The organism is Roseburia yibonii, from assembly GCF_014297335.1.
Lineage (GTDB): Bacteria > Bacillota > Clostridia > Lachnospirales > Lachnospiraceae > Roseburia_D > Roseburia_D yibonii.
In genome coordinates this window covers 12753-37422 of the sequence record NZ_JACOQH010000003.1, presented here as the reverse complement: position 1 = coordinate 37422, position 24670 = coordinate 12753, and the positions used below count along the sequence as shown (strand labels likewise).

24 protein-coding genes are annotated in these 24670 nt (G+C 45.8%); 23 read left to right on the top strand and 1 reads right to left on the bottom strand.

Annotated elements, in window-relative coordinates:
* Window positions 1–6: 6 nt before the first annotated feature.
* The 23 genes from H8Z76_RS05050 to H8Z76_RS04940 all read left to right on the top strand — a co-directional run bounded on the left by H8Z76_RS05050 (window position 7) and on the right by H8Z76_RS04940 (window position 23986).
* Window positions 7–1380, top strand: a complete 1374-nt coding sequence (locus H8Z76_RS05050) for a sodium-dependent transporter (RefSeq protein WP_186981848.1) — start codon at window positions 7–9, stop codon at window positions 1378–1380.
* 55 nt (window positions 1381–1435) lie between these two features.
* Complete coding sequence (locus tag H8Z76_RS05045) at window positions 1436–1882, top strand: GNAT family N-acetyltransferase (protein ID WP_147618281.1); 447 nt, start codon at window positions 1436–1438, stop codon at window positions 1880–1882.
* Between the two features lie 126 nt (window positions 1883–2008).
* Window positions 2009–2950 carry a magnesium transporter CorA family protein gene (locus tag H8Z76_RS05040; RefSeq protein ID WP_022514701.1) on the top strand — a complete coding sequence of 314 codons (942 nt, stop codon included), beginning with the start codon at window positions 2009–2011 and terminating at the stop codon, window positions 2948–2950.
* Window positions 2951–4246: a 23S rRNA (uracil(1939)-C(5))-methyltransferase RlmD gene (rlmD, locus tag H8Z76_RS05035; protein ID WP_186981847.1), complete on the top strand. Its 1296-nt coding sequence runs from the start codon at window positions 2951–2953 to the stop codon at window positions 4244–4246.
* Between the two features lie 201 nt (window positions 4247–4447).
* Window positions 4448–5422, top strand: a complete 975-nt coding sequence (locus tag H8Z76_RS05030) for a LysR family transcriptional regulator (protein ID WP_330594953.1) — start codon at window positions 4448–4450, stop codon at window positions 5420–5422.
* Between the two features lie 158 nt (window positions 5423–5580).
* Window positions 5581–6273 (top strand): DUF4405 domain-containing protein, encoded by a 693-nt coding sequence (locus H8Z76_RS05025; RefSeq protein WP_186981846.1) that lies wholly within the window; start codon window positions 5581–5583, stop codon window positions 6271–6273.
* A 17-nt stretch (window positions 6274–6290) separates the two neighbouring features.
* On the top strand, window positions 6291–7217 hold the full coding sequence (locus H8Z76_RS05020; RefSeq protein WP_186981845.1) for a prolyl oligopeptidase family serine peptidase: 927 nt from the start codon (window positions 6291–6293) through the stop codon (window positions 7215–7217).
* Window positions 7218–7334: 117 nt separating this feature from the next.
* Entirely contained in the window at window positions 7335–8222 is an 888-nt protein-coding gene (locus H8Z76_RS05015) for an aldo/keto reductase (protein ID WP_015528535.1), read from the top strand.
* Between the two features lie 18 nt (window positions 8223–8240).
* Window positions 8241–8873, top strand: a complete 633-nt coding sequence (locus H8Z76_RS05010) for a flavodoxin family protein (protein WP_006427000.1) — start codon at window positions 8241–8243, stop codon at window positions 8871–8873.
* Window positions 8874–8918: 45 nt separating this feature from the next.
* Window positions 8919–9620, top strand: coding sequence for a flavodoxin (locus tag H8Z76_RS05005; protein WP_186981844.1), 702 nt, complete (start codon window positions 8919–8921; stop codon window positions 9618–9620).
* An 82-nt stretch (window positions 9621–9702) separates the two neighbouring features.
* Entirely contained in the window at window positions 9703–10485 is a 783-nt protein-coding gene (locus H8Z76_RS05000; protein ID WP_207723103.1) for an aldo/keto reductase, read from the top strand.
* 128 nt (window positions 10486–10613) lie between these two features.
* Entirely contained in the window at window positions 10614–11117 is a 504-nt protein-coding gene (locus tag H8Z76_RS04995) for a flavodoxin (RefSeq protein ID WP_186981843.1), read from the top strand.
* 57 nt (window positions 11118–11174) lie between these two features.
* Entirely contained in the window at window positions 11175–11690 is a 516-nt protein-coding gene (locus H8Z76_RS04990) for a response regulator transcription factor (protein WP_408639483.1), read from the top strand.
* A 23-nt stretch (window positions 11691–11713) separates the two neighbouring features.
* Window positions 11714–12592, top strand: a complete 879-nt coding sequence (locus H8Z76_RS04985; RefSeq protein WP_186981842.1) for a sensor histidine kinase — start codon at window positions 11714–11716, stop codon at window positions 12590–12592.
* 39 nt (window positions 12593–12631) lie between these two features.
* Window positions 12632–14278 (top strand): SulP family inorganic anion transporter, encoded by a 1647-nt coding sequence (locus tag H8Z76_RS04980; protein ID WP_186981841.1) that lies wholly within the window; start codon window positions 12632–12634, stop codon window positions 14276–14278.
* A 232-nt stretch (window positions 14279–14510) separates the two neighbouring features.
* Window positions 14511–15758, top strand: a complete 1248-nt coding sequence (locus tag H8Z76_RS04975; RefSeq protein ID WP_186981840.1) for an MFS transporter — start codon at window positions 14511–14513, stop codon at window positions 15756–15758.
* Window positions 15759–15832: 74 nt separating this feature from the next.
* Window positions 15833–16150 carry a hypothetical protein gene (locus tag H8Z76_RS04970; protein ID WP_186981839.1) on the top strand — a complete coding sequence of 106 codons (318 nt, stop codon included), beginning with the start codon at window positions 15833–15835 and terminating at the stop codon, window positions 16148–16150.
* A 16-nt stretch (window positions 16151–16166) separates the two neighbouring features.
* On the top strand, window positions 16167–17018 hold the full coding sequence (locus H8Z76_RS04965) for a hypothetical protein (protein ID WP_186981838.1): 852 nt from the start codon (window positions 16167–16169) through the stop codon (window positions 17016–17018).
* A gap of 163 nt (window positions 17019–17181) precedes the next feature.
* Window positions 17182–18894 (top strand): carbon starvation CstA family protein, encoded by a 1713-nt coding sequence (locus H8Z76_RS04960; RefSeq protein ID WP_147618363.1) that lies wholly within the window; start codon window positions 17182–17184, stop codon window positions 18892–18894.
* A gap of 181 nt (window positions 18895–19075) precedes the next feature.
* Window positions 19076–20614 carry an ABC transporter substrate-binding protein gene (locus tag H8Z76_RS04955; protein WP_186981837.1) on the top strand — a complete coding sequence of 513 codons (1539 nt, stop codon included), beginning with the start codon at window positions 19076–19078 and terminating at the stop codon, window positions 20612–20614.
* A 37-nt stretch (window positions 20615–20651) separates the two neighbouring features.
* Window positions 20652–21593, top strand: a complete 942-nt coding sequence (locus H8Z76_RS04950; protein WP_186981836.1) for an ABC transporter permease — start codon at window positions 20652–20654, stop codon at window positions 21591–21593.
* A gap of 3 nt (window positions 21594–21596) precedes the next feature.
* Window positions 21597–22442, top strand: a complete 846-nt coding sequence (locus H8Z76_RS04945; protein WP_186981835.1) for an ABC transporter permease — start codon at window positions 21597–21599, stop codon at window positions 22440–22442.
* Window positions 22418–23986 carry a dipeptide ABC transporter ATP-binding protein gene (locus tag H8Z76_RS04940; protein WP_186981834.1) on the top strand — a complete coding sequence of 523 codons (1569 nt, stop codon included), beginning with the start codon at window positions 22418–22420 and terminating at the stop codon, window positions 23984–23986. The genes H8Z76_RS04945 and H8Z76_RS04940 overlap by 25 nt, the downstream gene beginning before the upstream one ends.
* A gap of 80 nt (window positions 23987–24066) precedes the next feature.
* On the opposite strand, the gene H8Z76_RS04935 is transcribed toward H8Z76_RS04940, so the two are convergent.
* A complete protein-coding gene (locus H8Z76_RS04935) occupies window positions 24067–24654 on the bottom strand; it encodes a folate family ECF transporter S component (RefSeq protein ID WP_022514804.1) in 588 nt (195 codons plus the stop codon).
* Window positions 24655–24670 lie beyond the last annotated feature (16 nt).

Below are 24670 nucleotides of genomic sequence, written 5' to 3'. Positions count from 1 at the left end.
AAAGGAATGAAACAGCATGAGACAAAAAGGAGTTCATTTTCCGGGAAAATAGGATTTGTACTCTCAGCAGCGGGAGCTTCGGTAGGATTGGGAAATATTTGGAGATTTCCATACCTGGCGGCAAAATATGGTGGAGGAATTTTTCTGGTTATTTATATTATTCTGGCCCTGACATTTGGATATACCATGATAATAGCGGAAACATCCTTGGGACGAATGACCCGGAAAAGTCCTGTAGGAGCCTACGCTTCGTTTGGAAAGTCAAAATGGATTTTGGCAGGAGGCTGGATCAATGCGGTTATTCCCATCCTCATAGTGCCCTATTATTCCGTAATTGGTGGATGGGTCATAAAATATCTTGTCAGTTACGCCACAGGACAGACGCAGCTTGTAGCAGCAGATGGATATTTTTCTGAATTTATTTCTGACGGCGTTTCAACGGAGATTTACTTTGTGGTATTTGCGCTGATCGTGTTGGCTATTATTTATGCCGGCGTGCGCAATGGAATTGAACGTGTTTCAAAGTTTATGATGCCGGTTCTTGTAATTTTATCATTGATCATTACGGTATATTCCGTGACAAGACCGGGGGCTCTTGCCGGTGTTAAGTATTTTCTGGTGCCGAATGTCAGCAATTTTTCCTGGATGACAGTTGTGACTGCCATGGGACAGATGTTTTATTCCCTTTCCATTGCCATGGGAATTTTGATTACATTTGGTTCCTATATGAAAAGAGAGACGTCCATCGAGGAATCCACAAAGCAGGTTGAGATTTTTGATACAGCGATTGCCATGATGGCCGGACTTATGATCATTCCGGCAGTTTTTGCTTTTTCCGGTGGGGATGCCAAAACGCTTCAGGCCGGACCGGCACTTATGTTTATTACGATCCCAAAAGTTTTTGCAAGTATGGGTTTTGGAACTTTTGCAGGCGTTATGTTTTTCCTGCTGGTTCTTTTTGCTGCACTTACCAGTTCGATCGCACTGACAGAAAGCGCGGTTTCCACTTTTGAGGATGAATTCGGGTGGAACAGAAAGAAATCTACGGTTATTATCGGTGTGATCATGATCGTGATCGGAAGTCTGTCCGCACTTGGATACGGACCGCTTGTCAATGTGAAAATAATTGGCATGCAGTTTCTGGACTTTTTTGATTTCCTGACCAATACCGTTATGATGCCGATCGCGGCGATCGCAACATGTCTGCTTGTATCAAAAGTTGTTGGAGTTCAGCGTATTGAGGAAGAAGTGATGCATGGAGAAGGCACATTTCGCAGAAAGAAGATCTTCTGTTTTATGATCCGGTATTTGTGCCCGATCTTTGCCGGATTGATTTTATTGAGTTCTATCGCAAATGCGTTCGGTTGGATTTCAATGTAATTTTTTAATACCATTGGAAATGGGTGAGACAGATCTTGGACAGACAGGAGATACTATGAAGATAAGAAAAGCGGAAACAAAAGATTTATCAAGAATTGCTGAAATTTATGTATTTAATAACAGAATAAACTACTTTCCCATATTCAAAGATGCGGGTTTTTCCTTTGGCGAGATGCAGGTAGTTTCTGTCATAGACAATTACTTTAAAAAGGAAGATGTACTGAAAAATATTTTTGTTTTTGATGACGGGGTGATAAAAGGGTTTGTGCAGATAGATGGAACAGAGATCCGCAAACTGTACGTCGATACCTGCTTTCAGAGTGAGGGGATCGGTTGTGAACTGATCGAATTCGCGATCCGGGAATTTTGTGTGGATCATTTATGGGCATTGGAAAAAAATACGAGGGCGATTTCCTTTTACAACAGACATGGTTTTCGGCAGACCGGTCAGAAACAATTTGAGGAAGGTACGACAGAATATATCGTTGAATTAAAAAGATAACTTTGGGTTTCCGGCATCATGAGAAAAACGCAAGTTTCCGTCATTGAAAATTGGAAAAAGGAATGCTATACTGTTACAGGTGTATGTGCCCGTACTGCGTAAAAAATCGGACGAGGAGGTAGTGTCATGCTGAAAATATACAAAACAGAGGAACAGATCATAGAAGAACGTGAACAGCTTGAAGAAGGCGTCTGGGTTCAGATGACAAGCCCCTCGATGGAAGAATCCCAAAAAATTGCCGATTATTTTGATATAGATATTACCGACATAAGAGCAGCTCTCGATGATGAGGAGAGTTCCCGTATCGAACTTGAGGACGGTTACACGTTGATCCTTGTGGATATCCCGTCCATAGAAGTCAATCATGATGTGGAGACTTATATTACAGTCCCGCTCGGTATCCTGCTCACGCAGGGCGCGATCATTACCGTTTGCACCGAGGAAACGCCGGTGCTGCAGCATTTTGTGAAGCGCAGGGTGCGGGATTTCAGCACGAAGAAGAAGATGCGATTTGTCTATCAGATCCTGTTTCAGACGGCGGCGCTTTATCAGAGCGATCTGCGTATTATTGATAAAAAACGTACGGCGATCGAGGAGAGAGTCGGAGAAAATACAGAGGATGAGGATCTGATCGATCTGCACAGCCTGGAATCCACGCTGGTCTACTTCGCGACATCACTGCGTGCCAATGGCGTGGTGCTTGACCGTCTGTCCCGTTATACGAGATTAAAGCAGTACCCGGAGGATCAGGAACTGCTCGGAGATGTCATAGTCGAGAACAAACAGGCGATCGAGATGACCTCCATCTACCGTGATATCATCAATGGAACCAGAGAACTTCTGTCTTCCATTTTGGATAACCGGCTGAACAACGTCATGAAATATCTGACCTCGATCACTATTGTTATGGCAATCCCGACCGTCATATCCGGTCTTTATGGAATGAATGTAAATGAAAAATGGATGCCGTTTGCAAATACCGCAAATGGTTTTGGAATCATCTGTCTGCTGACACTGGTCATCTGTCTGCTGACGCTGTTAATATTAAGAAAGAAGAAGATGTTATAAATGAAAGAAAAAAAATATACAGACCGAAAGCAGACGACGGGCAAAAAACAGAGCCCGGAAAGAAAGCCTGCCACATGGAAAAAAGCGGATGGCTGTGCGCTTGCGAAAAAGTGCGGTGGCTGTGAATATCAGGGTGTACCGTATCAAAAACAGCTTGCAAAAAAAGAACAGGAAGTAAAAAAATGGATGGGGAGCTACTGTAAGGTGCTTCCCATTGTCGGTATGGAAGACCCGTATCATTACCGGAATAAGGTGCATGCGGTGTTTGACCGTTTAAAAAACGGAACCATCATTTCCGGAATTTACAAAGAAGGAACGCATACGGTCATCAATGTAGATTCCTGTGACATCGAGGATGAACTTTCGGATGCGATCATCCGGGACATCCGTGGCATGTTAAAGTCCTTTAAGATCAAGACCTATGATGAGGACACGGGCTATGGACTGCTCCGTCATGTCCTGGTACGGCGGGGATTTACCACGGGACAGGTCATGGTCGTTTTGGTGCTGGCATCGCCGATCCTTCCGTCAAAAAATAATTTTGTCAAGGCGCTGCGCAAACTGCACCCGGAAATTTCCACGGTCGTATTGAACGTAAACGACAAACGGACAAGCATGGTGCTCGGTGAGCGCAACATCACGTTGTACGGAAAAGGATATATCGAGGATGAACTCTGCGGACTGATGTTTCGGATCTCGCCATCTTCGTTTTATCAGATCAATCCGGTGCAGACCGAAAAGCTTTATGAGGCAGCAGTAAAATATGCCGGACTGACCGGAAAAGAGCGCGTCTTTGATGCGTACTGCGGGATCGGAACGATCGGTATGGTTGCGTCGAAGACCGCAGGAGAAGTCATTGGCGTGGAATTAAATCGGGATGCAGTCCGTGATGCGATCACGAATGCCAAGCGCAATAACCGGAAAAACATCCGTTTTTATAACGATGATGCCGGTAAATTCATGGTAGAAATGGCAGCAAACAAAGAAAAGGTGGACGTGCTTTTTATGGATCCGCCGCGCGCAGGCAGTGATGAGGCGTTTCTTTCTTCCGCAGTTAAGCTGGCTCCGAAGCGCATTGTATACGTCTCCTGCAATCCGGAGACGCTGGCGCGGGATGTGAAATATTTAACGAAGCACGGATATGAGGCGAAAGAGTGCCGGCCGTTTGATATGTTTCCGTTTACGGGGCATGTGGAGACAGTATGTTTATTGTCCAAACTCCACGAAGCGAAGCATCATGTGAATGTGAGACTTGACATGGACGAGATGGATTTAACGGCGGCTGAGAGGCGCTAAAGGTCCAGGGGACCTTTGCCCAGCGCGGACCGAAGCGGAGCGTAGACAGGCTACTTATGAGGAGATAAAGAAGTATGTTGCAGAGTATAATGATGGGATGAAGGTATCTAATCTGTATATTGCACAGGTGAAGAGGAAGTGTGGAATTGAATTAGCGGAGAATTTTAATATTCCTAGGTCAGAGGGAGCAAAGCAACCACAATGTCCGAAGGAGAAAGAAGAGGCAATTATTGGGGCACTGAAAGCATTTCAGATGATTTAAAATCACAAAGAGGAATGAATTACATGATGTATAATCCACAACTTGATACATTTATCTGCGTTGTAGAAGCTGGAAGTTTTAGTAAAGCGGCAGAAGAATTATATATAAGTGCACCTGCGGTTATTAAACAGATAAATTCTTTGGAAAACAGCTTAAATTTGCAATTATTTGAAAGAACACACAGAGGTCTTATTATTACGGAAGCTGGTAAATCGCTCTATCAGGATGCAAAATATCTGATTCAATATTCAAAAGAATCGTTGATACGGGCGCAGGAAGCAATGAATCATAATGAAGAAATCATTCGTGTTGGAATATCTCCGATGACGCCACCGGAAGTTTTTGTGGAACTTTGGCCTAAGATACAGAAAATATATCCGGAGATGAAGTTTAAATTGATTACATTTGAAAATACACCAGAGAATGCAAGAGAGATACTGGCTAATATGGGAAAGAATATTGATGTGATAGCTGGAATCTTTGATGAAACAATGCTTGAACTCAGAGGTTGTGATGGTACTGAGATTTCAAGAGAACCATTTTGTGTGGCGGTATCAATTCATCACAGGCTGGCAAAAAAAGAAAAAATTACACTTGATGATCTGGCTGGAGAAAATCTTATGCTCATGCAAAGAGGATGGAGTTATTATGGCGATATGCTAAGGGATGATATGATGAAAAATCATCCTGAAATCAATATTGTAGACTTTAATCTGTACAATGTAGAAGCATTTAACCGATGCGAAAACAATAATGAGGTATTACTGGCATTCAAGAGCTGGGAAAGTGTTCATCCACTGATCAGAATCATTCCAGTAGAGTGGGATTATACTATGCCGTTTGGAATTCTTCATTCGAAAAAACCGTCCATTAAGGTTAAGCGGCTGATAAATGCTATTAACAAGGTAAAATAAAAATTGAATACATGCGAGTAGAAACCTAAAGGTTAATACTGAATAACAAAACGAGACTTCTAATGGAGTCTCGTTTTGTTATACTTTAGCTGAAGTGAAAATGGAGGATATTATATGCAGATAAAGACAATATGAATGCTTTAGATAAGAGGTAGGATATGAAAAATAAACGATTTACAGCAAAAATATTGATAGATATAGGAATGACGATATGTTTGCTTCTTCTTATGCCATATAGTCTGCTCAGCGAGACTGCACATGAGTGGATTGGTATGGCGATGCTTGTGCTTTTTATTTCACATCACATACTGAATCATAAATGGGTGACCTCTGTAAGGAAAGGAAAATATAATGCGTTCAGAGTGATACAGACAGTACTGGTTATCATCATGCTTATTCTTATAATGGGTTCCATGATAAGTGGAATATTATTGTCAAATCACATATTTAAATGGATAAAGATTTCCGGAACATATATGACAGCCAAACAGATACATATGTTTTGCGCATACTGGGGACTGGTGGTGATGTCATTACATCTCGGATTCCATTGGAATATAGCGGTAGCAATGGCAGGACGATTATGGGAACATCCATCCGTCATCAGAACATGGGCAGCAAGATCTGTCGCAACCACAATTGCAGGTTATGGTTTATATGCATTTTACAGGAGACAGATAGGAGATTATCTGATTATGAGGATGCATTTTGTATTTTATGATTATGAAAAGGGGATATTTCCTTTTCTGCTGGATTATCTGGCAGTAATGATATTGATAGCATTTATTGGATATTATAGTGGAGTGTTTTTAAAGAAAACAGGTAAGAGAAAACGAAAAGGTTCATACTGAAAGAAGGTGGTGTATTTATGGAAAAGCGGAAATTAGTACTGACAATTATTGGAGTTGTTATTTTAGCAATGGTAATCATGGTATATATCTATTTTTCAAAACCCGGCAGGGATGAAAAGAAGAATCAACAAACAATAAACCAGGTACAGACCGTACAGCAGAAGCCAGATGAGAAAAAAGAAAATACAGAAAAAAATACATCCGGAGATGAATTGGAAAATGTTACGCCGGGAAGCGAAGAATACCGGGGCTTCCTCCTGGATAATGTTCTTCATTCTCCAAATGAAGGGGACATTCATTACAATGTATATATTCCGGATGCATATGACGGGACAAAGGAATATGCACTATATGTAACATTACCCGGATATCAGGGATTATATTTTCAGGGCGTGGGAGAAAATATCCGGACAGAAGATTTTGGATTTGAAGCACAGAAGTATATTACCGATATGATTATTGTAGCTCCACAGTTAAATGACTGGGGACAGACATCAGCAGATCAGACAATTGAACTGACACAGTATTTTCTGACGCATTATATTATTAATCCATCGAAAGTATATATTAATGGTTATTCCGGAGGAGGAGAAACCCTGTCACTGGTATTGGCAAAGCAGCCGGAATTATATACAGCGGCACTTATGTGCAGCTCTCAGTGGGATGGTGCATATGAGCCGGTTGTGGAGATGAAAACGCCGGTATATTTTGTGATTGGCGAAAGCGACGAATACTATGGATCAGAACCTTTTAAAGAGGCATACCAGCAGATACATGAGCTTTACAAAGAACAGGGATTATCGGAATCAGAGATTGATAAACTGGTGGTACTGGATGTAAAAGATAAAGATTACTTTGAAGGAACACCGGTCACTTATCAGCATGGCGGTGGCTATCTGTTTTGTCGTGACAAAGAAATTATGGGATGGCTGTTCAATCAGTAAGAACCAGAATAAACCGAAAGGTTAAGACTGAAAAACTTATCGAAACTTCTCAAAGGAATCTATCAGTATTATAGTATGAATGTAAGATGAATGAAAGAAAACAAGGAGGATACGACAATGGAATATATTTCATTAAATAATGGTGTAAAAATGCCAATACTGGGATATGGCGTATATCAGGTAACAAAAGAGGAATGTGAAAGATGTGTGCTTGATGCTTTAAAAGTTGGATACCGGGCGATTGATACAGCACAGAGTTATTTTAATGAGGAAGAGGTTGGGAATGCAATCCAAAAGTCAGGCATTCCAAGAGAAGAAATCTTCCTTACAACAAAGGTGTGGGTTGAACATTATGGATATGAAGAAGCAAAGAAATCAGTTCTTGAATCCATGAAAAAGTTAAAGACAGATTATCTGGATCTGGTATTGCTTCACCAGCCATTTTCAGATGCTTACGGTGCTTACCATGCATTGGAAGATCTGTACGATGAGGGAAAAATCAGAGCAATCGGAATTTCCAACTTTTATGTAGACAGAATGGTTGATTTTGCATCCTTCAACCGCATTAAACCTATGGTAAATCAGGTGGAAACCCACATCTTCAATCAGCAGAAAGAGATGAAGGAATGGGCAGACAAATATGATATCCGGTTAGAAGCATGGGCACCATTCGGTGAGGGCAGAGGAGGCACCTTTGAGAATCCTGTCATCGCAGAGATTGCAGAAAAATATCAGAAGACTCCGGCACAGGTTATGCTTCGCTGGCATATTCAGAGAGGGGTAGTGGTTATTCCGAAATCAACACACATTGAGAGAATGGAAGAAAACTTTAATGTTTTTGATTTCACACTTTCTGATGAAGATATGAAGACTATTGCAGAACTGGACAAGAAGACAAGCTCCTTCTTCTCGCATCAGGATCCGAATATGGTGGAATGGTTCGTGAAGATGGTTGAGGAAAGAAAAAAGAATAATGACAGTTCAAAAGAAAAAAAGAACTGGTAAGCATAAGAGGAAAAATCAATGAAAGTATTACTTGTCAATGGCAGTCCACACAAAAATGGCTGTACTTATACAGCTCTTTGTGAAGTATCCAGTGCATTAAATGAAAATGGTATAAGTACAGATATTTTCTGGATTGGAAATAAGCCGATTTCAGGATGTATTGCCTGCAGAAAATGTCAGGAAAAAAATAAATGCATCCTGGATGATATCGTGAATGAATTTCTGGAAATAGCAGGGGATTATGACGGATTCGTATTTGGAACTCCGGTACACTGGGGTGGTGCAGGCGGTGCAATCACATCTTTTATGGACAGAGTCTTTTATGCCGATTTAAACGGTGGCGGCGACAGATTCCGCCTGAAACCTGCCGCTGTGGTAATTTCAGCAAGAAGGGCCGGAACAACGGCCACATGGGATCAGGTAAATAAATATTTTGGTCTGATGCAGATGCCGATTATCACATCGAGATATTGGAATATGGTACATGGGACGAATCCGGATGAAGTAAAACAGGATCTCGAAGGAATGCAGGTTATGCAGATCCTTGGAAACAATATGGCATATTTCATTAACTGTAAAAATGTTGCGACAAAAATGGGAATTGAAATGCCAAAGGCACCGGATTTTGTATTTACCAATTTTATCCGATAGAAATTAGCGTGACAAACATTTTATACGACAGGAGGTGACCTTAGAATGAAAACAAAGAAAATAGCAGCAGTACTCTTAACATGCATCGTGACAATCGGTTTGATGGCAGGATGTGGAGCAAGCAATACAAACCAGTCTGCTTCTAATAATGACAGCCAGTCTACAAGTACAAACCAGGCTGGAAATGAAGAATCGGATACAAATTCCGAAAACACTACAGATACAACAGAAAATACATCAACAGGAAATACATCAACAGGAAATGGAAAAACATTGGTTGTATATTATTCAGCTTCAGGAAATACAAAAGATGTTGCTGAAAAGATAGCAAAAATTACAGAGGCAGATCTGTTTGAAATAGAGCCTGTGGAGCCATATACAGATGATGACCTTGACTGGACAGATGATGACAGCCGGGTGTCAAGAGAACATGATGATGAGAGCTTAAGAGATGTGGAACTGGTGTCTACAACAGTTGATAACTGGGATTCATATGATACGGTATACATTGGCTATCCTATCTGGTGGGGAATTGCGGCATGGCCAGTAGATAACTTTGTAAAAGAGAATGACTTTACAGGAAAAACAGTCATCCCATTCTGTACAGCAGCGACCTCGGGAATCGGTGACAGCGGTAATCTTCTGGAAGAGATGACAGGAACAGGTGACTGGAAAGAAGGGGAACGATTCCATGGTGGAGCGTCTGAATCAGATATCAGTTCATGGATAGACAGTCTTGGATTATAAAAGAATATAAAAATATTTGGAGGAATCGTAACAAAGAGAGACTTCTGTCCGGAGTCTCTTTTTCTTATACTTACAGTAAAGTTTGAAATATAGAAACAAAATTGTCCTTGCATCAAAGTGTGGGATACGTTTTGATGAAACTGCAACAACTGTAAATAAACCTTTGATTCCTGATGGACGACCGGAGACGATTAAAGCATCGATTGATGGATCTTTAATGAGACTTAACACAGACCATCTTGATTTATATTATATTCATCGTATTGACATGACTGTACCGATTGAAGAGACGGCAGGAGCTATGAAGGAGTTAATGGAGCAGGGAAAAATGACACACTGGGGGTTATCAGAAGCCAGTGAAGAGATTATTCGACGTGCACATAAAGTATGCCCGGTTACAGCGATTCAGAACAGATATTCCATGATGTACAGGGATTATGAGAAATTATTCCCGGTGCTTGAAGAATTGAAAATAGGATTTGTTGCATTTTCGCCGCTTGCAAATGGATTACTGACAGCAGCATATCATTCCCATGGGGAATTTGAAAAGCCGGGAGATTATCGAAGCGCAATGCCACAGTTTACAGAAGAAGGATTAAAGGAAAATAATGAATTTATGTCCTGGATGAAAGTGATTGCAGAAGAAAAAAATGCCACGCCTGCACAGATTTCTCTTGCCTGGATGCTTGCAAAGAAACCATATATCGTACCAATTCCGGGAACAAGAAAAGTAAATAGACTGGAAGAAAATATGGAATCAGCAGATATAAAGCTGACTCAGGATGAAGTAAAATCTATTGATGAGATGCTTGCCCATATGCCGATGTCGCAGGTGTTTGGAGGTTCAAAAATACAGAAGAAATAAAAGAGGTGAGCAATGAAAACAAGGAAAAAGATAACCATCGGGGTAATAGTGGCTTTCTTAGCGGTAGTCATGGTGGGGTATATCTATCTGTTTACAGGGGCTAAAATAAGTAAAGGAGAATAGAGATAATGAAGAAAATGTTAGTTGTATATTATTCCTGGTCAAATGGAAACACGAAAAGAATCGCAGAGCAGCTGACTAATGGGACAGGTGCAGATATTGCGAGAATCGAAACAGCAGAGCCATACAGCGGCAGTCATGAAGATGTGGTTGAACAGGGAAAAAGAGAGGTAGAGGCAGGCTTTATGCCTCAGATCAATCCGATATCTGTAAATCTTGCTGATTATGATGTGATTGCTATCGGAACACCAACGTGGTGGTATACGATGGCACCTGCAGTGCTTACATTTTTGACAACAAATGATTTTACAGGAAAGATAGTGATTCCATTTATGACAAATGGTGGATGGCCGGGGCATGTTATAAAAGATATGAAGGAAAATTGCAAAGGAGCTGCCTTTGCACATGAAATGCAGATTCAGTTTGATTCCAAAGGAAAAGATCATCTGGAAACTTCAGAAGAGGTGATTACAGAATGGATTGGGCAGATAAATACTGATATAAACAAATAACCAGAACGTTCGCTGTCGCGGGCGGTAAAAAAAATACTGGAACATGAACATTATACGGTGGATGCGGCGTATGACGGAGAGGAGGCGCTTGAATATCTAAGTACCGGGGATTACGACGGAGTCGTTTTGGATGTCATGATGCCGAAAATGGACGGCATCACGGTTTTGACGAGGCTCCGGGAGAGTGGAAATCAGATCCAGGTCTTAATGCTGACAGCAAAGGCGGAGATCGACGACCGTGTGCTTGGTCTTGACAGCGGGGCAAACGACTATCTGACCAAACCGTTTGCGACAAAAGAACTTCTGGCGCGCATCCGCGCGATGACAAGAGTGGCGGCATTGCAGGACGGCGCGAAACTCTCAGCCGGAAATATCCTGCTGGATCGGGCAACCTTTACTCTGTCCTCGCCGACCGGGAGCTTCCGGCTGGCAAATCGGGAATTTCAGATGTTGGAGCTTTTGATGTGCAGTCCCGGACAGAGCATCAAAAGCGGGCGCCTTTACGAAAAGATCTGGAAACAGGAAGAGCAGGAGGAAGACGATCCGGCCGGGGTAAACTTCGTATCAAATTGATCCTCGTATCGATGTGCTCGCTGATGGCGGTGCTCGGTCTGATCCTTGGCGGGATTAATTTCTTATATTACCGGGAAGTGGTCTCGGACTCGGACGATACGTTGGAATTCCTGATGGAGAACGGTGGCACATTCCCAAAGCAGGAATGGGAGAATGAAAAGGTGGCTTTTTCGCCGGAACTGCCCTATGAGTCCAGATATTTTTCGGTCGATCTGTCGGAAGACGGGACGGTGCAGTCCTCGGATACCGGGCAGATCGCGGCGGTCGATTTTTCAATGGCGGTGCGCTATGCAAAGAGTATTTTAAAATCCGGAAAGACACAGGGATTTGTAGGAAATTACCGCTATCTGGTCTCGGATGACGCGGATAAAGTGCAGATCGTGTTTCTGGATTGCGGGCGTACACTTTCCGGTTTCTGGAGATTTCTGGTCATCAGCGTCTGGGTGGCTACGTTTGGACTTGTGGCGGTCTTTATCCTGATCTTCCTTTTTTCCAAGCGGATCATACGGCCGATGTCGGAAAACTATGAGAAGCAGAAACGGTTTATCACCGATGCCGGGCATGAGATCAAGACACCGCTTACGATCATAGACGCGGACGCGGATGTGCTTGAAATGGAGCTCGGGGAGAATGAATGGCTTGCCGATATCAGAAACCAGACCAGGCGGATGACGGCGCTTACCAATGACCTCATCTATCTTTCGAGGATGGAGGAGGCAAAAAACGGGATGCCGATGATCGATTTCCCGCTTTCCGATGTGACAGAGGAAGTGGCGGATGAGGCACTGGTAAAAGAGGAATTAAAGCGTTGCGCGGATGAGATCGCATCGGTGGATCTTTCCATGCAGACGATACGGGACTGTCTGAAAAATAATTTTCAGGAATCGGAATCTGTGGTATAATGCGACGGTGAGTTTACAATAGATAAAGAGGAGAAAATTATGAATACTTTAACACCAAAGCTGTTTGACGTGCTAAAAGGCTACACGAAAGAACAGCTGATCAAAGACATTATTTCAGGCATTATCGTGGCAATCATTGCGCTGCCGCTCTCGATTGCACTTGCCATCGCGTCCGGCGTCGGCCCGGAGCAGGGACTTTATACGGCGATCATCGCGGGATTTTTTATTTCCTTTCTCGGTGGAAGCCGTGTGCAGATCGGTGGCCCGACGGCGGCATTTGTCGTCATCATCTACGGGATCGTCACAGAGTACGGAACGGACGGACTGATCGTTGCGACCATTCTTGCGGGTGTGATGCTGGTGATCATGGGGCTCTGCCATTTCGGTTCCCTGATCAAATACATCCCTTATACGATCACAACCGGTTTTACCTGTGGAATCGCGGTGACACTGTTTGTCGGTCAGCTCAAAGATTTCTTTGGGTTAAAGATCGCGTCGGTGCCGTCCGAATTTCTGGATAAAGTGGTCTGTTACGCGAAAAACGCGGCAACGATCAATCTGACGGCAACACTGATCGGCGTGGCAGCAGTGCTTATCATGGTTGTCTGGCCGAAAGTGACCGATAAGATACCGGGTTCGCTGATCGCGATCATTGTGACGACACTGATCGTATATTTCGCGAAACTTCCGGTCAATACGATCGGCAGTGTATATGGGGAGCTGTCTTCTTCATTCCCGACACCGCATATGCCGGCAATTTCCTTTGGACTGATCCAGAAGATGTTCTCGCCGGCGTTTACGATCGCGATCCTCGCAGGAATCGAATCCCTGCTCTCCGCAGTCGTTTCGGACGGAATGATCGGAGATACCCATAAATCAAACGCAGAGCTGATCGGACAGGGTGTCGGAAATATTTTTTCCGGTATTTTTGGCGGAATCCCGGCAACCGGAGCGATCGCCCGTACCGCAGCGAATGTCAGAAACGGCGGACGTACCCCGATCGCTGGTATTGTACACTGCGTGACACTGACGGTGATCCTGCTTGCGTTGATGCCGCTTGCTGCACTGATCCCGATGACGACACTGGCGGCGGTTCTCTTAGTGGTGGCTGCGAATATGGCAGACTGGACATCCTTTTTCCATCTGTGCAAAACAGCACCGAAGAGTGACATTATCGTCATGGTCGCAACATTTTTCCTGACCGTATTTTTTGATCTGGTCGTTGCAATCGAAGTAGGCGTGGTACTGGCATCGATGCTTTTTATGAAACGTATGGCGGAAACAGCCGATGTGACAGCATGGAAATACACGGATGAGCCGGATATGACACCGGGAGAGGCGGAAAAGCTGCGTGAAATCCCGCACACGATCCGTGTATTTGAGATCAGCGGGCCGTTATTTTTCGCAGCTGCGGATGAGATTTTGCGCATCAACAGCGACCGCTCCACAAAAGTAGTCGTGATCCGTATGCGGAGCGTGCCGGCGATCGACGCGAGCGCGATGCGTTCCCTGCGTGATCTGGAAAAGCGCGCGAAAAAGAAGCGCATCACGTTAATTTTTTCGCATGTCAATGAACAGCCGATGTCCGTCATGAAAAAAGACGGTTTCGTGGATGACATCGGAGAAAAATATTTCCTGCCGAATATCGTGGCGGCACTGGACTATGCGGAAAGTCTGGTAAAATAAAAGAACCTGTCTAAGCGCAGTCTTTAGAGGCGGCGGAACAGCCCGGAATCTGACCGGAACCTGTTTCCGCTGCTTTTTTATTCGGATAGGAAAAGTCATCCGGGCGGATAGCATCTGTTTTTACAGAAAAGTGACATGGTTTTTACAAAATTTTACATAACTATGGTGGTAATATCGCTCACATTTCTTTAAAATAAAGATATTGCCACTGTGGCGGGAAGTGAGGAGAAAAATGAAACTGACAAAGGAAGAAAAAAACTGGATCTTATATGATGTCGGAAATTCGGCATTTACACTGCTGATCGCAACGATCATGCCGCTCTATTTCAATTATCTGGCGGAACAGGCGGGGCTGTCCTCGGTTGACTATCTGGCGTACTGGGGCTATGCGGCATCCGTGGCAACGCTTTTGGTCGTGTTTATCGGGCCGGTATTCGGGACGCTTGCGGATACGAAGGGCTTTAAGAAGCCGGTCTTTTCGGTTGCGCTTGCGGTAGGCGTGGCGGCATGCGTGCTGATGGGATTCGCGAAGCAGTGGCTCGTGTTTCTGGTCATATATGTGATCGCAAAGACCGGGTATTCGGCAAGCCTGATCTTTTATGATTCCATGCTTGCAGACGTCACGACCGCGGACCGGATGGATCAGGTGTCATCGCAGGGATACGCGTGGGGCTATATCGGAAGCTGTGTACCGTTTGTGGTCTGTCTTATGATCGTGCTTGGAGCCGGAAAACTCGGCATTTCGATGGAGCTTGCGATGGGGATCTCGTTTTTTGTCACGGCGGCATGGTGGGTGCTTATGACCGTACCCATGTTAAAGACCTACCGGCAGAAGAATTATGTGGAGCGGAAACCACATGCGTTCCGGGAGAGTTTTGCGAGGATCGGGAAAACATTTTTAAATGTGCGTAAGGAAAAGAAGATCTTTCTGTTTTTGCTCGCGTTTTTCTTCTATATAGATGGCGTGTATACGATCATCGATATGGCGACCGCCTATGGTTCCGCGCTCGGCCTTGACAGTACGGGACTGCTTTTAGCGCTTTTGGTGACCCAGATCGTGGCGTTTCCATGTGCGATCCTGTTTGGAAGACTGGCAAGGCGGTTTCGCACGGAACATCTGATCACGGTCTGCGTCGTGGCTTACATAGGGATTGCGCTGTTTGCCTGTGTGCTCCGTACGCAGACACAGTTCTGGATCCTCGCGATCTTTGTCGGAATGTTCCAGGGAGGGATACAGGCATTGTCCCGCTCCTATTACGCGAAGATCATTCCGGCGGAGCAGTCGGGAGAATATTTTGGACTGCTTGATATCTGCGGAAAAGGAGCCTCCTTTATCGGCACGGCGATCGTCAGTGTGGTTTCCCAGCTGACAGGGGATATCAACAAGGGTGTGGCAATGATCGTGGTACTGTTCGTGGTCGGCGTAGCGCTTTTTCGGATTGCGGTGACATGTGTTCAAAAAAATAAAATAGAAAGCTAAGGTTCAGCTAAGGCTCTTTGATCACAATATAAACTGAAATAAGAAATCAGAAAAAAACAGAAAGGATGATGGCTATGAAACGAAAATATATTGCAATCTTAACAGGAGTCTTTGTAGGTATGTCAGTGCTTGGAGGCTGTGGAACAACGAGTACAAAGACAACGGCGGTATCGTCCACAGAGGCGGCAGCTTCCGGATCAGAAGCACAGAGTGAAACGCTGGTCGGGGAAGTGACGGCAGTCGGAGATGATACCATAACGGTTCAGACCAGCGGGCAGCAGGCACCGGGTGACGGAGAAGAAACAACGGAGAGCACGGAGGATGCAGCAGAAACAGAGGTTCAGGTGACTGCGGACACAGTGGTCGTAAAACAGAGCGGCGATCCGTTCTGACCGTGGCGGCGGAACGATGGTTGTGGACGGTGGAAGCTATACCTCAAACGGAACCGGTTCACCGGCCGTTTACAGTACCGCGGATATCGCGGTAAACAATGCCGATCTTACCGCAAACGGTTCAGAGGCGGTCTGCATTGAGGGCTTGAATTCGCTGCACCTGTTTGACACGGATCTGACCGGAAACATGAGCGATGACGAACAGAATGACTGCACCTGGAATGTGATCTTGTACCAGAGCATGTCCGGGGATTCCGAGGTCGGAAACAGCACCTTTGAGATGGACGGCGGAACACTGACTGCAAAAAACGGCGGAATGTTCTATACGACCAATACTGAATCCACCTTTGTACTTTCCAATGTGGATATTAACTACGCGGATGACAATGCATTCTTCCTGCGCTGCACCGGAAATAACAACAAAAGAGGATGGGGACAGACCGGAGCAAACGGTGCGGACTGCCTCTTTGGCGCGAACGATCAGGAAATGCAGGGCGATATCATCTGGGACAGCATCAGCCAGCTGGATCTCTATATGACAGGCAGCACCCTCACCGGAGCGGTTGTGGATGATGAAACTTATGCCGGAAATGGCGGGGACGGATACTGCAACCTGTATATTGACAAAGACAGCACATGGATCGTGACCGGCGACAGCACAGTAAGCAGCCTTTCCTGTGAGGGAACGATTCAGGACGCGGATGGAAATACGGTGACGGTAAAAGGCACGGACAGTACTATATATATAGAAGGAACGAGTGCATATACGATCACGGCTGATTCCTATTCCGATACGGCAGATATGTCCGGAGCTCCGGCGGAAAGCAGCTGGAGCGACTATGAGGTAACACGCCCGGATAATTTATAAGATCGGACAGTTGACATTTTTCCGACAGAGTGATAAAGTATATAGACAAAACAGAGATGTTATGGCAGGCATGACTAATATGAATTTTAGTTATACCTGCCAAAAGCTGAGTTTAAGGCAGACGTCCTGTTTTGGAAATTTATTCACGAGGAAAGGTGAGAAAATGAACGGTTTAGTAATTATCTTAATTGGAATTGTTGCATTGGGTGCCGGCTATCTGCTTTACGGACGCTGGCTCGCCAAAAAGTGGGGAATCGATGCAAACGCAAAGACACCTGCTTACCAGTATGAGGATGGAGAAGATTTTGTGCCATCTTCCAAATTTACAGTATTCTCCCATCAGTTTTCATCCATCGCGGGAGCTGGCCCTGTCACAGGACCGATCCTGGCATCGGTATTCGGCTGGGTTCCGGTTCTGTTATGGCTGATCATCGGAGGTCTCTTCTTCGGTGCGGTTCAGGATTTCGGAGCATTATACGCATCCGTTAAGAACGAAGGAAAATCCATGGGTATGCTGATCGAAAAGTATATCGGAAAAACAGGAAGAAAACTCTTTATGCTTTTCTGCTGGTTATTTACCCTGCTTGTTATCGCAGCATTTACAGATATGGTCGCAGGTACCTTTAACGCGTTCCCGGTAGACGCAGCGACCGGAGCAGCAGTGACATCACCGGTATTTGCAAACGGAGCAGCAGCTTCTGTATCCATGTTATTTATCGTATTCGCGATCATCCTTGGTCTGGTACTGAAAAAAACAGGTAAGATCAACGAGGGATTAAAGGGTGTGATCGCGGTAGCGCTCATCGTTATCATGTTTGCCATTGGTATGCATCTTCCGATCTACGCAACAAAATCTGCCTGGATCGGCATCATCATGGTATATCTGTTCCTTGCATCTGTACTGCCGATGTGGTTACTGATGCAGCCGAGAGATTACATGACAACTTATATGTTACTTGGTATGATCATTGGCGCGGTTGTTGGTATCGTTGTTGCGCATCCGGCGATGCAGCTGAACGCATTCAACGGATTCGCACTGACTGGAGCAGACGGAAGCACTTCTTATATGTTCCCGACCCTGTTCGTAACGATCGCATGTGGTGCGGTATCCGGATTCCACAGTCTGGTATCTTCCGGAACTTCATCCAAGACCGTCAGCAATGAAAAAGATATGCCGATGGTAGGTTACGGCGCAATGGTTGTAGAATCATTACTTGGTATCGTTGCACTTGTTGTTGTAGGCGCAGTTGCAGTAAACGGAACAAAGCCGGACGGAACTCCGTTCTCGATCTTTTCTTCCGGTGTCGCAGGATTCCTGGAACGTTTCGGTGTCCCGAATGAAGTGGCGACCGTATTCATGACCATGTGTGTATCCGCGCTTGCTCTTACATCACTGGATTCCGTAGCGCGTATCGGACGTATGTCTTTCCAGGAACTGTTCTATGTAGATACCACAGATCCGGAAAAGATGGATGGTTTACATAAAGTGCTTACCAACAAATATTTCGCAACCATCATCACATTATTCTTTGGATGGCTTTTAACACTTGGCGGATACAACAACATCTGGCCGTTATTCGGTTCCGCGAACCAGCTGCTCGCAGCAATGGTACTGATCGCGCTTGCCGTATTCTTAAAGACGACCGGACGTACCGGATGGACACTTTACATCCCGATGTTCGTCATGCTTGCGGTTACCTTTACCGCACTGGTTCAGAAGACCATCGCATTAGTAAGAAACGTTTCTGCCGGAACAGCAACATTCCTGGTAGACGGACTGCAGCTTATCGTTGCGATCTTACTGATGATCCTTGGCGCACTGGTTGCTTACCACTGCCTGTCCAAGCTGTTTACAGCAAAGAAGGAAGAAGCATAAAAAATAAAAAAGTATCATCACAGAGAGGGACCGCAGTCTGAAATACAGGCTGCGGTTCTTTTTTTTCTATTGCATTTTAAAGCGCAATGCACTACAATAAACCCTGGCACTGGCATGGCGAGCGACTGCCGTCAAGGCCGACAGCCAACGAAAACTTCATAAAGAGAAAGGAATCAAAAACATGAAACAAAGAAGTAAAAGAGTAAAGGCTTTGTTACTCGTGTTCACAACACTGACTATTGCACTGAGCGGATGCGGAAACGCAGGTGACGAAACAGGTGGAAAAAATTCCTCACAGATCACTGTAGGCATTGCACAGGATTTGGAAGACAGTCTTGACCCTCACAAAGCGGAAGCGGCAGGAACAAGAGAAATTCTGTTTAATGTGTTTGAAGGTTTGTATAAACCGGACAGTGATGGAAATTTAGTTCCTGCTGTGGCAAGCGGATACGAGGTATCCGATGACGGGCTTGTGTACACATTCACTTTAAGAGACGGAGTGAAATTCCATAACGGAAATCCTGTTACGGCAGCGGACGTAAAATCTTCCCTTGAAACCTGCGCCGATAGCAGCAGCGGCTCCGCTCTGATACCGGCGTTTTCTAATATCACATCCATTGAGACACCGGATGATAAAACAGTGGTGATCACACTGGCTGAGGCGGATGCCGATTTCCTGTCCTATGTGGCTGGCGTAAAAGCGGCGATCGTCCCTGCGGATAACGCAGATCCGGATGCGGATCCGATCGGAACCGGACCATACAAATATGTTTCCCGTTCCGTACAGGAAAACATCAAACTGGAGAGCTTTGCGGATTACTGGGGCGGCAAGCCGGATATCGATGAGGTCACATTTAAAGTATGTGCCGATACGGATTCTGTTGTCACCAGCTTAAACAGCGGTTCCATCGACATGATGGCACATCTGACCACGACACAGGCAAAGCAGCTGGGAGACGACTACAATGTAGTGGAAGGAACCATGAACCTGGTACAGGGACTTTACTTAAACAACAGTTTTGAAGCGTTCCAGAATGAACAGGTGAGACAGGCGCTGTGCTACGGCATCGACCGCGATGAGATCATCGATATGGTTTCCGATGGCAAGGGCGTAAAAGTCGGCAGCAGCATGTTCCCGAACTTCCGGAAATACTTTGAGCCGGAACTGGCAGACAAATACAGCTATGATGTGGACAAAGCGAAAGAATTGCTGGCAGAAGCAGGCTATGGCGACGGATTCAGCTTTACGATCACGGTTCCTGCCAATTATCCGCAGCATGTGGATACGGCACAGATCATTGCGGAACAGTTAAAGAAGATCGGAGTTACGGCAGAGATCAATCAGGTGGAATGGAATACCTGGCTGGATGATACCTATGGCAACCGGAATTTTGAGGCGACCTTAGTCGGCGTGGATGCGTCCTACTTTGCGGCATCCGCGATGTTATCCCGGTTTAACGCCGATGCGAAGAACAACTTTATCAATTATTCCAACCCGGATTATGACGCGGCATATGCGGCGGCGCGAAGTACCGCGGATGAGGATGCACAGACAGCCGCTTACAAGCAATGTGAGGAGATCCTCGCAGATACGGCGGCGAGTGTATACATTCAGGATCTGCCGGATATGGTGGCACTGAACAAAAAATTTACCGGATATAAATGCTATCCGCTTTATATCCAGGATATTGCACAGATCAAGCTGGCAGATGACCAGTAAGTAAAAACAAAAAAGAGAAAGAGGAGGAGAGCAGAACATGAAACAGATCGTAAAAAAAATCATTACCACGCTGCTTACGCTGGTGATCGTGTCATTTCTGCTCTTTCTTGCGTTTGAACTGATACCGGGAGATCCGGCAAGGGCAAAATTAGGGACGGACGCGACCCCGGAACAGCTTGCTGCGCTGCGGGCACAGATGGGACTGGATCGCCCGTTGATGGAGCGGTATGTGACGTGGCTGTTTGCGTTTTTCACCGGAGATTTCGGTACTTCGTACAGTTACAGCATGCCGGTGCGGGAAATGATCTTAGATAAACTGCCGATCACGATCACACTGACGGTTATGGCGTTCTTCCTGATGATCGTGATATCCGTTCCGCTTGCTGTTTTTATGGCAAAGCACGAGGGCGGGATCGCGGACAGTGTCTTTTCGGGGCTCAATCAGGTCATCATGGCGGTTCCGTCGTTCTTTTCGGGAATCCTGCTCACACTGGTTTTCGGAGTGGTGTTAAAACTGTTTGTCCCGGGAGATTTTGTCTCTTATGACGTGAACGCGGGGAAATTCTTTGCGTATCTGTTTTTCCCGGCGGTCGCGATCGCGCTTCCGAAGACAGCCATGGCGGTGAAAATGCTGAGAAGCTCACTGCTCGCGGAGATGAAACACGATTATGTGAGAACGGCGTACAGCCGCGGAAACGATATTTCGGGCGTGCTATACGGGCATGTGTTAAAAAACGCGTTCCTTCCGGTTCTGACCTTCTTTGGAATGGCGCTTGCCGACATCTTTACGGGAAGTATTGTTGTGGAGAAAGTGTTTAACATTCCGGGACTTGGAAGAATACTGATGACTTCCATCTCCAACCGGGATTATCCGGTGGTGGAAGCGATCATCATGATGATGGCGCTTGTGGTGATAGTGACAAATCTGTGTGTGGATCTGATTTACCGGAAGATCGATCCGAGGATTACGGTGGAATAAACGATGGATAATACATCAAAAAAAAGGAAAAATTACAATTTTAAGATCGGCTGTGTCATCACGGTAGCGATGCTTCTCTTTGTTCTGGTGGGGATCATCTGGACACCCTATCCGCCGGAGGCGGTAGATGCGTCGGCGAAGCTTGCGGGCAGCAGCCTGGCGCATCCGTTTGGCTGCGACCAGCTCGGACGGGATATTCTAAGCCGCGTGATGTCCGGCAGTAAGATCACACTGTTTGCGGCGGCAGGGACAGTGCTTCTCGGCGGCAGTATCGGTGTCCTGATCGGAGCCTTTACCGGCTATTTCGGATCGGTTTTGGATGAGGTGCTGATGCGGATCATGGATGTCATGTTCGCGTTCCCGAGTATCCTGCTTTCGCTGGTGGTGATCGCGGTGCTCGGCCCTGGAAATTATCAGACCGTGCTTGCGCTTGGGATCGCGTTTGTCCCGAGTTTCGCAAGAATTGTGCGCAGTGAGTTCATACGATGCAGGGAGATGGAATATGTGAAACTTGCAAGACTCTCCGGAGCCTGTGATCTTCGGATCATGTTTGTACATATCCTTCCGAATATCCGTCAGGTACTGCTGTCCTCGCTTATGATCGGGTTTAACAACGCGGTGCTTGCGGAGGCAAGCCTAAGCTATCTTGGGATCGGCGTACAGCCGCCCTATGCAAGTCTCGGACGGATGCTCTCAGAGGCACAGTCTTATATTTTTGTCTCGCCGGGGAGCTGTATCTGGCCCGGACTGGTGCTGATTTTGATGATACTCGGATTTTCGCTTATGAGCGATGGAATGTCAGTGGAAATGCATGAGAGGAAACGATGGAAAAGAAAGAATGTTTGCTGAGCGTAAAAAATCTGAATATTGGATTTGAGGATAAGAAGACACAGCAAAAAGTAGTGACGGACTTTAATCTTACCATAGGATTTGGAGAATGCGTGGGTCTGGTGGGAGAATCCGGCTCCGGCAAATCCCTAAGCGCGCTTGCCATTGCAGGACTTTTGAAAAAGCGGAAAAATGTGATCGCGGATGGAGAGATCGTGTTTGCGGGGCATGACGATTTCCTTTCGTTGGAGGAAAGCGAGTTATGTAAACTGAGAGGAACGGACATCGGAATGATCTTTCAGGAACCGATGACCTCCCTGGATCCGGTGCGCACCATCGGCTGGCAGGTGGAGGAGAGCCTTCGCATCCATACGGATCTGTCCAAAGAGGAACGCAGGGCGCGTGCCATGGAAGCACTGCGTGATGTGGGACTCGCGGATACGGAGCGGATTTATGCGGCATATCCCCATGAACTTTCCGGCGGGCAGAGACAGCGCGTGATGATCGCCGCGGCAATGATACACAAACCAAAACTGTTGATCGCGGATGAACCGACGACAGCGCTTGATGTGACGATACAGGCACAGATCCTGGAGCTGCTGCAGCGGATCAACGAAAAAGAGCATACGGCGATCCTGTTTATTTCGCATGATCTTCATCTGGTACACAGGCTCTGCGGGCAGGTGGTTGTCATGAAGGATGGAAAAATTGTGGAAGCGGGCAGTGCGGATGATGTCTTTTACGCGCCGAAGGAGGCGTATACGAAAAAGCTGGTCTCCGCGATCCCGGGATTTGAACGTGAGAAAGAGAAAGTGGAAAAAACGCCGGAGAAGACGGTGCTATCTGTTTTGGGATTAAATGTTTTCTTTGACAAACGAAAGCGCGGACTGTTCGGGAAAAAAGAGACGATGCAGGTTTTGCGCGATGTGAGTTTTTCGATCAGTGAAGGAGAGATCGTAGGACTGGTGGGAGAATCCGGCTCCGGAAAATCGACGATCGCCCGGACGCTCCTTGGAATAAACAAAAACTATGATGGAACCATCACGCATGCGGAGAAGCATCCGCAGATGGTGTTTCAGGATCCGTTCGGATCCCTAAATCCGTCCAAAACGATCGGATGGATTTTAGAGGAGCCGCTTAGAAACTTCACGCGGGACGACAGAAAAACAAGACAGAAAAAGGCGGGAGAGATCTTAAAACGGGTCGGACTTGGCGAGGAATACCTCTCGCGGTATCCGGGAGAACTCTCCGGTGGACAAAGACAGCGTGTCTGCATTGCGCTCGCGCTTATCCTGAATCCGAAGTTCTTTATCGCGGATGAGGCGGTTTCCGCATTGGATGTGACGATACAGGCGCAGATCCTTGCGCTCTTAAAAGAACTGCATGAAGAATTAAAGACGGCGATCCTGTTTATCTCGCACGATCTGCGTGTGGTTTACCAGCTCTGTGACCGCGTGCTGATCTTAAAAGAGGGAGAGATCATAGAACAGGGACCGGTCGAAGAAATCTATAAAAATCCAAAAGAAGAATATACGAAGCAGCTTTTAAAAAGTGCCAGGTATTAACAGACAAAAAAAGAACCGGAGCGGTTCTTTTTTTGTTTTCTTGTCTTTTAAATAAATAAATCGTTGTTACCGGTCAGGAATTAAGATTCCTTCGCGGAAAGTTTCTTCGCTGAGATCAGGGAAAAACCGAGTCTTCCAACGGTCTGCTTTGTGAGGGACAGTGCGAAAAATACGATGGCACTGTCGATCGGCAGCATGATCACATTCTTTAACAGGCGCATCGGAAGCAGTACGAAAAATGCTTTTCCGTAGAGCATGGAGATCCAGAGCGTATTTAAACCGCAGTTTACGATCAGTTTTACCAGAAATTCCGCAATTACGATACGCTTGATCGAAAGCGGCTTGTGATATAACAGGCAGCCGTAGATCAGTCCGGCGAGCATTACGTTAAAGGTGAAACCGAAAAAGAACGGGCCGTCCGGTTTGATCATGAATTTTAAGAGATCCAGCGCTCCGCCGAAAATGCAGCCGACAACCGGCCCGAAGAGAAATTCCACGATGCGGTTCGGAATTCCGGAGAAGCCGATCTTAACGTAAGGTCCGATGGAAATGCTTGCAACCATGCTGAGTACGATCGCGATCGCAGCCATAAGACCACAGAGTACAAGGTTTTTGGTTACGGTGAATTCGTGAAGAGAATCCGAGAAGAGTTGTTTGATCTTTTTCATAAAAATAGCCTCCTTT

What these genes read in the sequence shown, in the direction of transcription:
- H8Z76_RS05050 (WP_186981848.1), top strand. Translation starts at nt 7, where the DNA reads ATGAAACAGCATGAGACAAAAAGGAGTTCATTTTCCGGGAAAATAGGA.
- H8Z76_RS05045 (WP_147618281.1), top strand. Translation starts at nt 1,436, where the DNA reads ATGAAGATAAGAAAAGCGGAAACAAAAGATTTATCAAGAATTGCTGAA.
- H8Z76_RS05040 (WP_022514701.1), top strand. Translation starts at nt 2,009, where the DNA reads ATGCTGAAAATATACAAAACAGAGGAACAGATCATAGAAGAACGTGAA.
- rlmD (WP_186981847.1), top strand. Translation starts at nt 2,951, where the DNA reads ATGAAAGAAAAAAAATATACAGACCGAAAGCAGACGACGGGCAAAAAA.
- H8Z76_RS05030 (WP_330594953.1), top strand. Translation starts at nt 4,448, where the DNA reads ATGTCCGAAGGAGAAAGAAGAGGCAATTATTGGGGCACTGAAAGCATT.
- H8Z76_RS05025 (WP_186981846.1), top strand. Translation starts at nt 5,581, where the DNA reads ATGAAAAATAAACGATTTACAGCAAAAATATTGATAGATATAGGAATG.
- H8Z76_RS05020 (WP_186981845.1), top strand. Translation starts at nt 6,291, where the DNA reads ATGGAAAAGCGGAAATTAGTACTGACAATTATTGGAGTTGTTATTTTA.
- H8Z76_RS05015 (WP_015528535.1), top strand. Translation starts at nt 7,335, where the DNA reads ATGGAATATATTTCATTAAATAATGGTGTAAAAATGCCAATACTGGGA.
- H8Z76_RS05010 (WP_006427000.1), top strand. Translation starts at nt 8,241, where the DNA reads ATGAAAGTATTACTTGTCAATGGCAGTCCACACAAAAATGGCTGTACT.
- H8Z76_RS05005 (WP_186981844.1), top strand. Translation starts at nt 8,919, where the DNA reads ATGAAAACAAAGAAAATAGCAGCAGTACTCTTAACATGCATCGTGACA.
- H8Z76_RS04995 (WP_186981843.1), top strand. Translation starts at nt 10,614, where the DNA reads ATGAAGAAAATGTTAGTTGTATATTATTCCTGGTCAAATGGAAACACG.
- H8Z76_RS04985 (WP_186981842.1), top strand. Translation starts at nt 11,714, where the DNA reads ATGGCGGTGCTCGGTCTGATCCTTGGCGGGATTAATTTCTTATATTAC.
- H8Z76_RS04980 (WP_186981841.1), top strand. Translation starts at nt 12,632, where the DNA reads ATGAATACTTTAACACCAAAGCTGTTTGACGTGCTAAAAGGCTACACG.
- H8Z76_RS04975 (WP_186981840.1), top strand. Translation starts at nt 14,511, where the DNA reads ATGAAACTGACAAAGGAAGAAAAAAACTGGATCTTATATGATGTCGGA.
- H8Z76_RS04970 (WP_186981839.1), top strand. Translation starts at nt 15,833, where the DNA reads ATGAAACGAAAATATATTGCAATCTTAACAGGAGTCTTTGTAGGTATG.
- H8Z76_RS04965 (WP_186981838.1), top strand. Translation starts at nt 16,167, where the DNA reads ATGGTTGTGGACGGTGGAAGCTATACCTCAAACGGAACCGGTTCACCG.
- H8Z76_RS04960 (WP_147618363.1), top strand. Translation starts at nt 17,182, where the DNA reads ATGAACGGTTTAGTAATTATCTTAATTGGAATTGTTGCATTGGGTGCC.
- H8Z76_RS04955 (WP_186981837.1), top strand. Translation starts at nt 19,076, where the DNA reads ATGAAACAAAGAAGTAAAAGAGTAAAGGCTTTGTTACTCGTGTTCACA.
- H8Z76_RS04950 (WP_186981836.1), top strand. Translation starts at nt 20,652, where the DNA reads ATGAAACAGATCGTAAAAAAAATCATTACCACGCTGCTTACGCTGGTG.
- H8Z76_RS04945 (WP_186981835.1), top strand. Translation starts at nt 21,597, where the DNA reads ATGGATAATACATCAAAAAAAAGGAAAAATTACAATTTTAAGATCGGC.
- H8Z76_RS04940 (WP_186981834.1), top strand. Translation starts at nt 22,418, where the DNA reads ATGGAAAAGAAAGAATGTTTGCTGAGCGTAAAAAATCTGAATATTGGA.
- H8Z76_RS04935 (WP_022514804.1), bottom strand. Translation starts at nt 24,654, where the DNA reads ATGAAAAAGATCAAACAACTCTTCTCGGATTCTCTTCACGAATTCACC.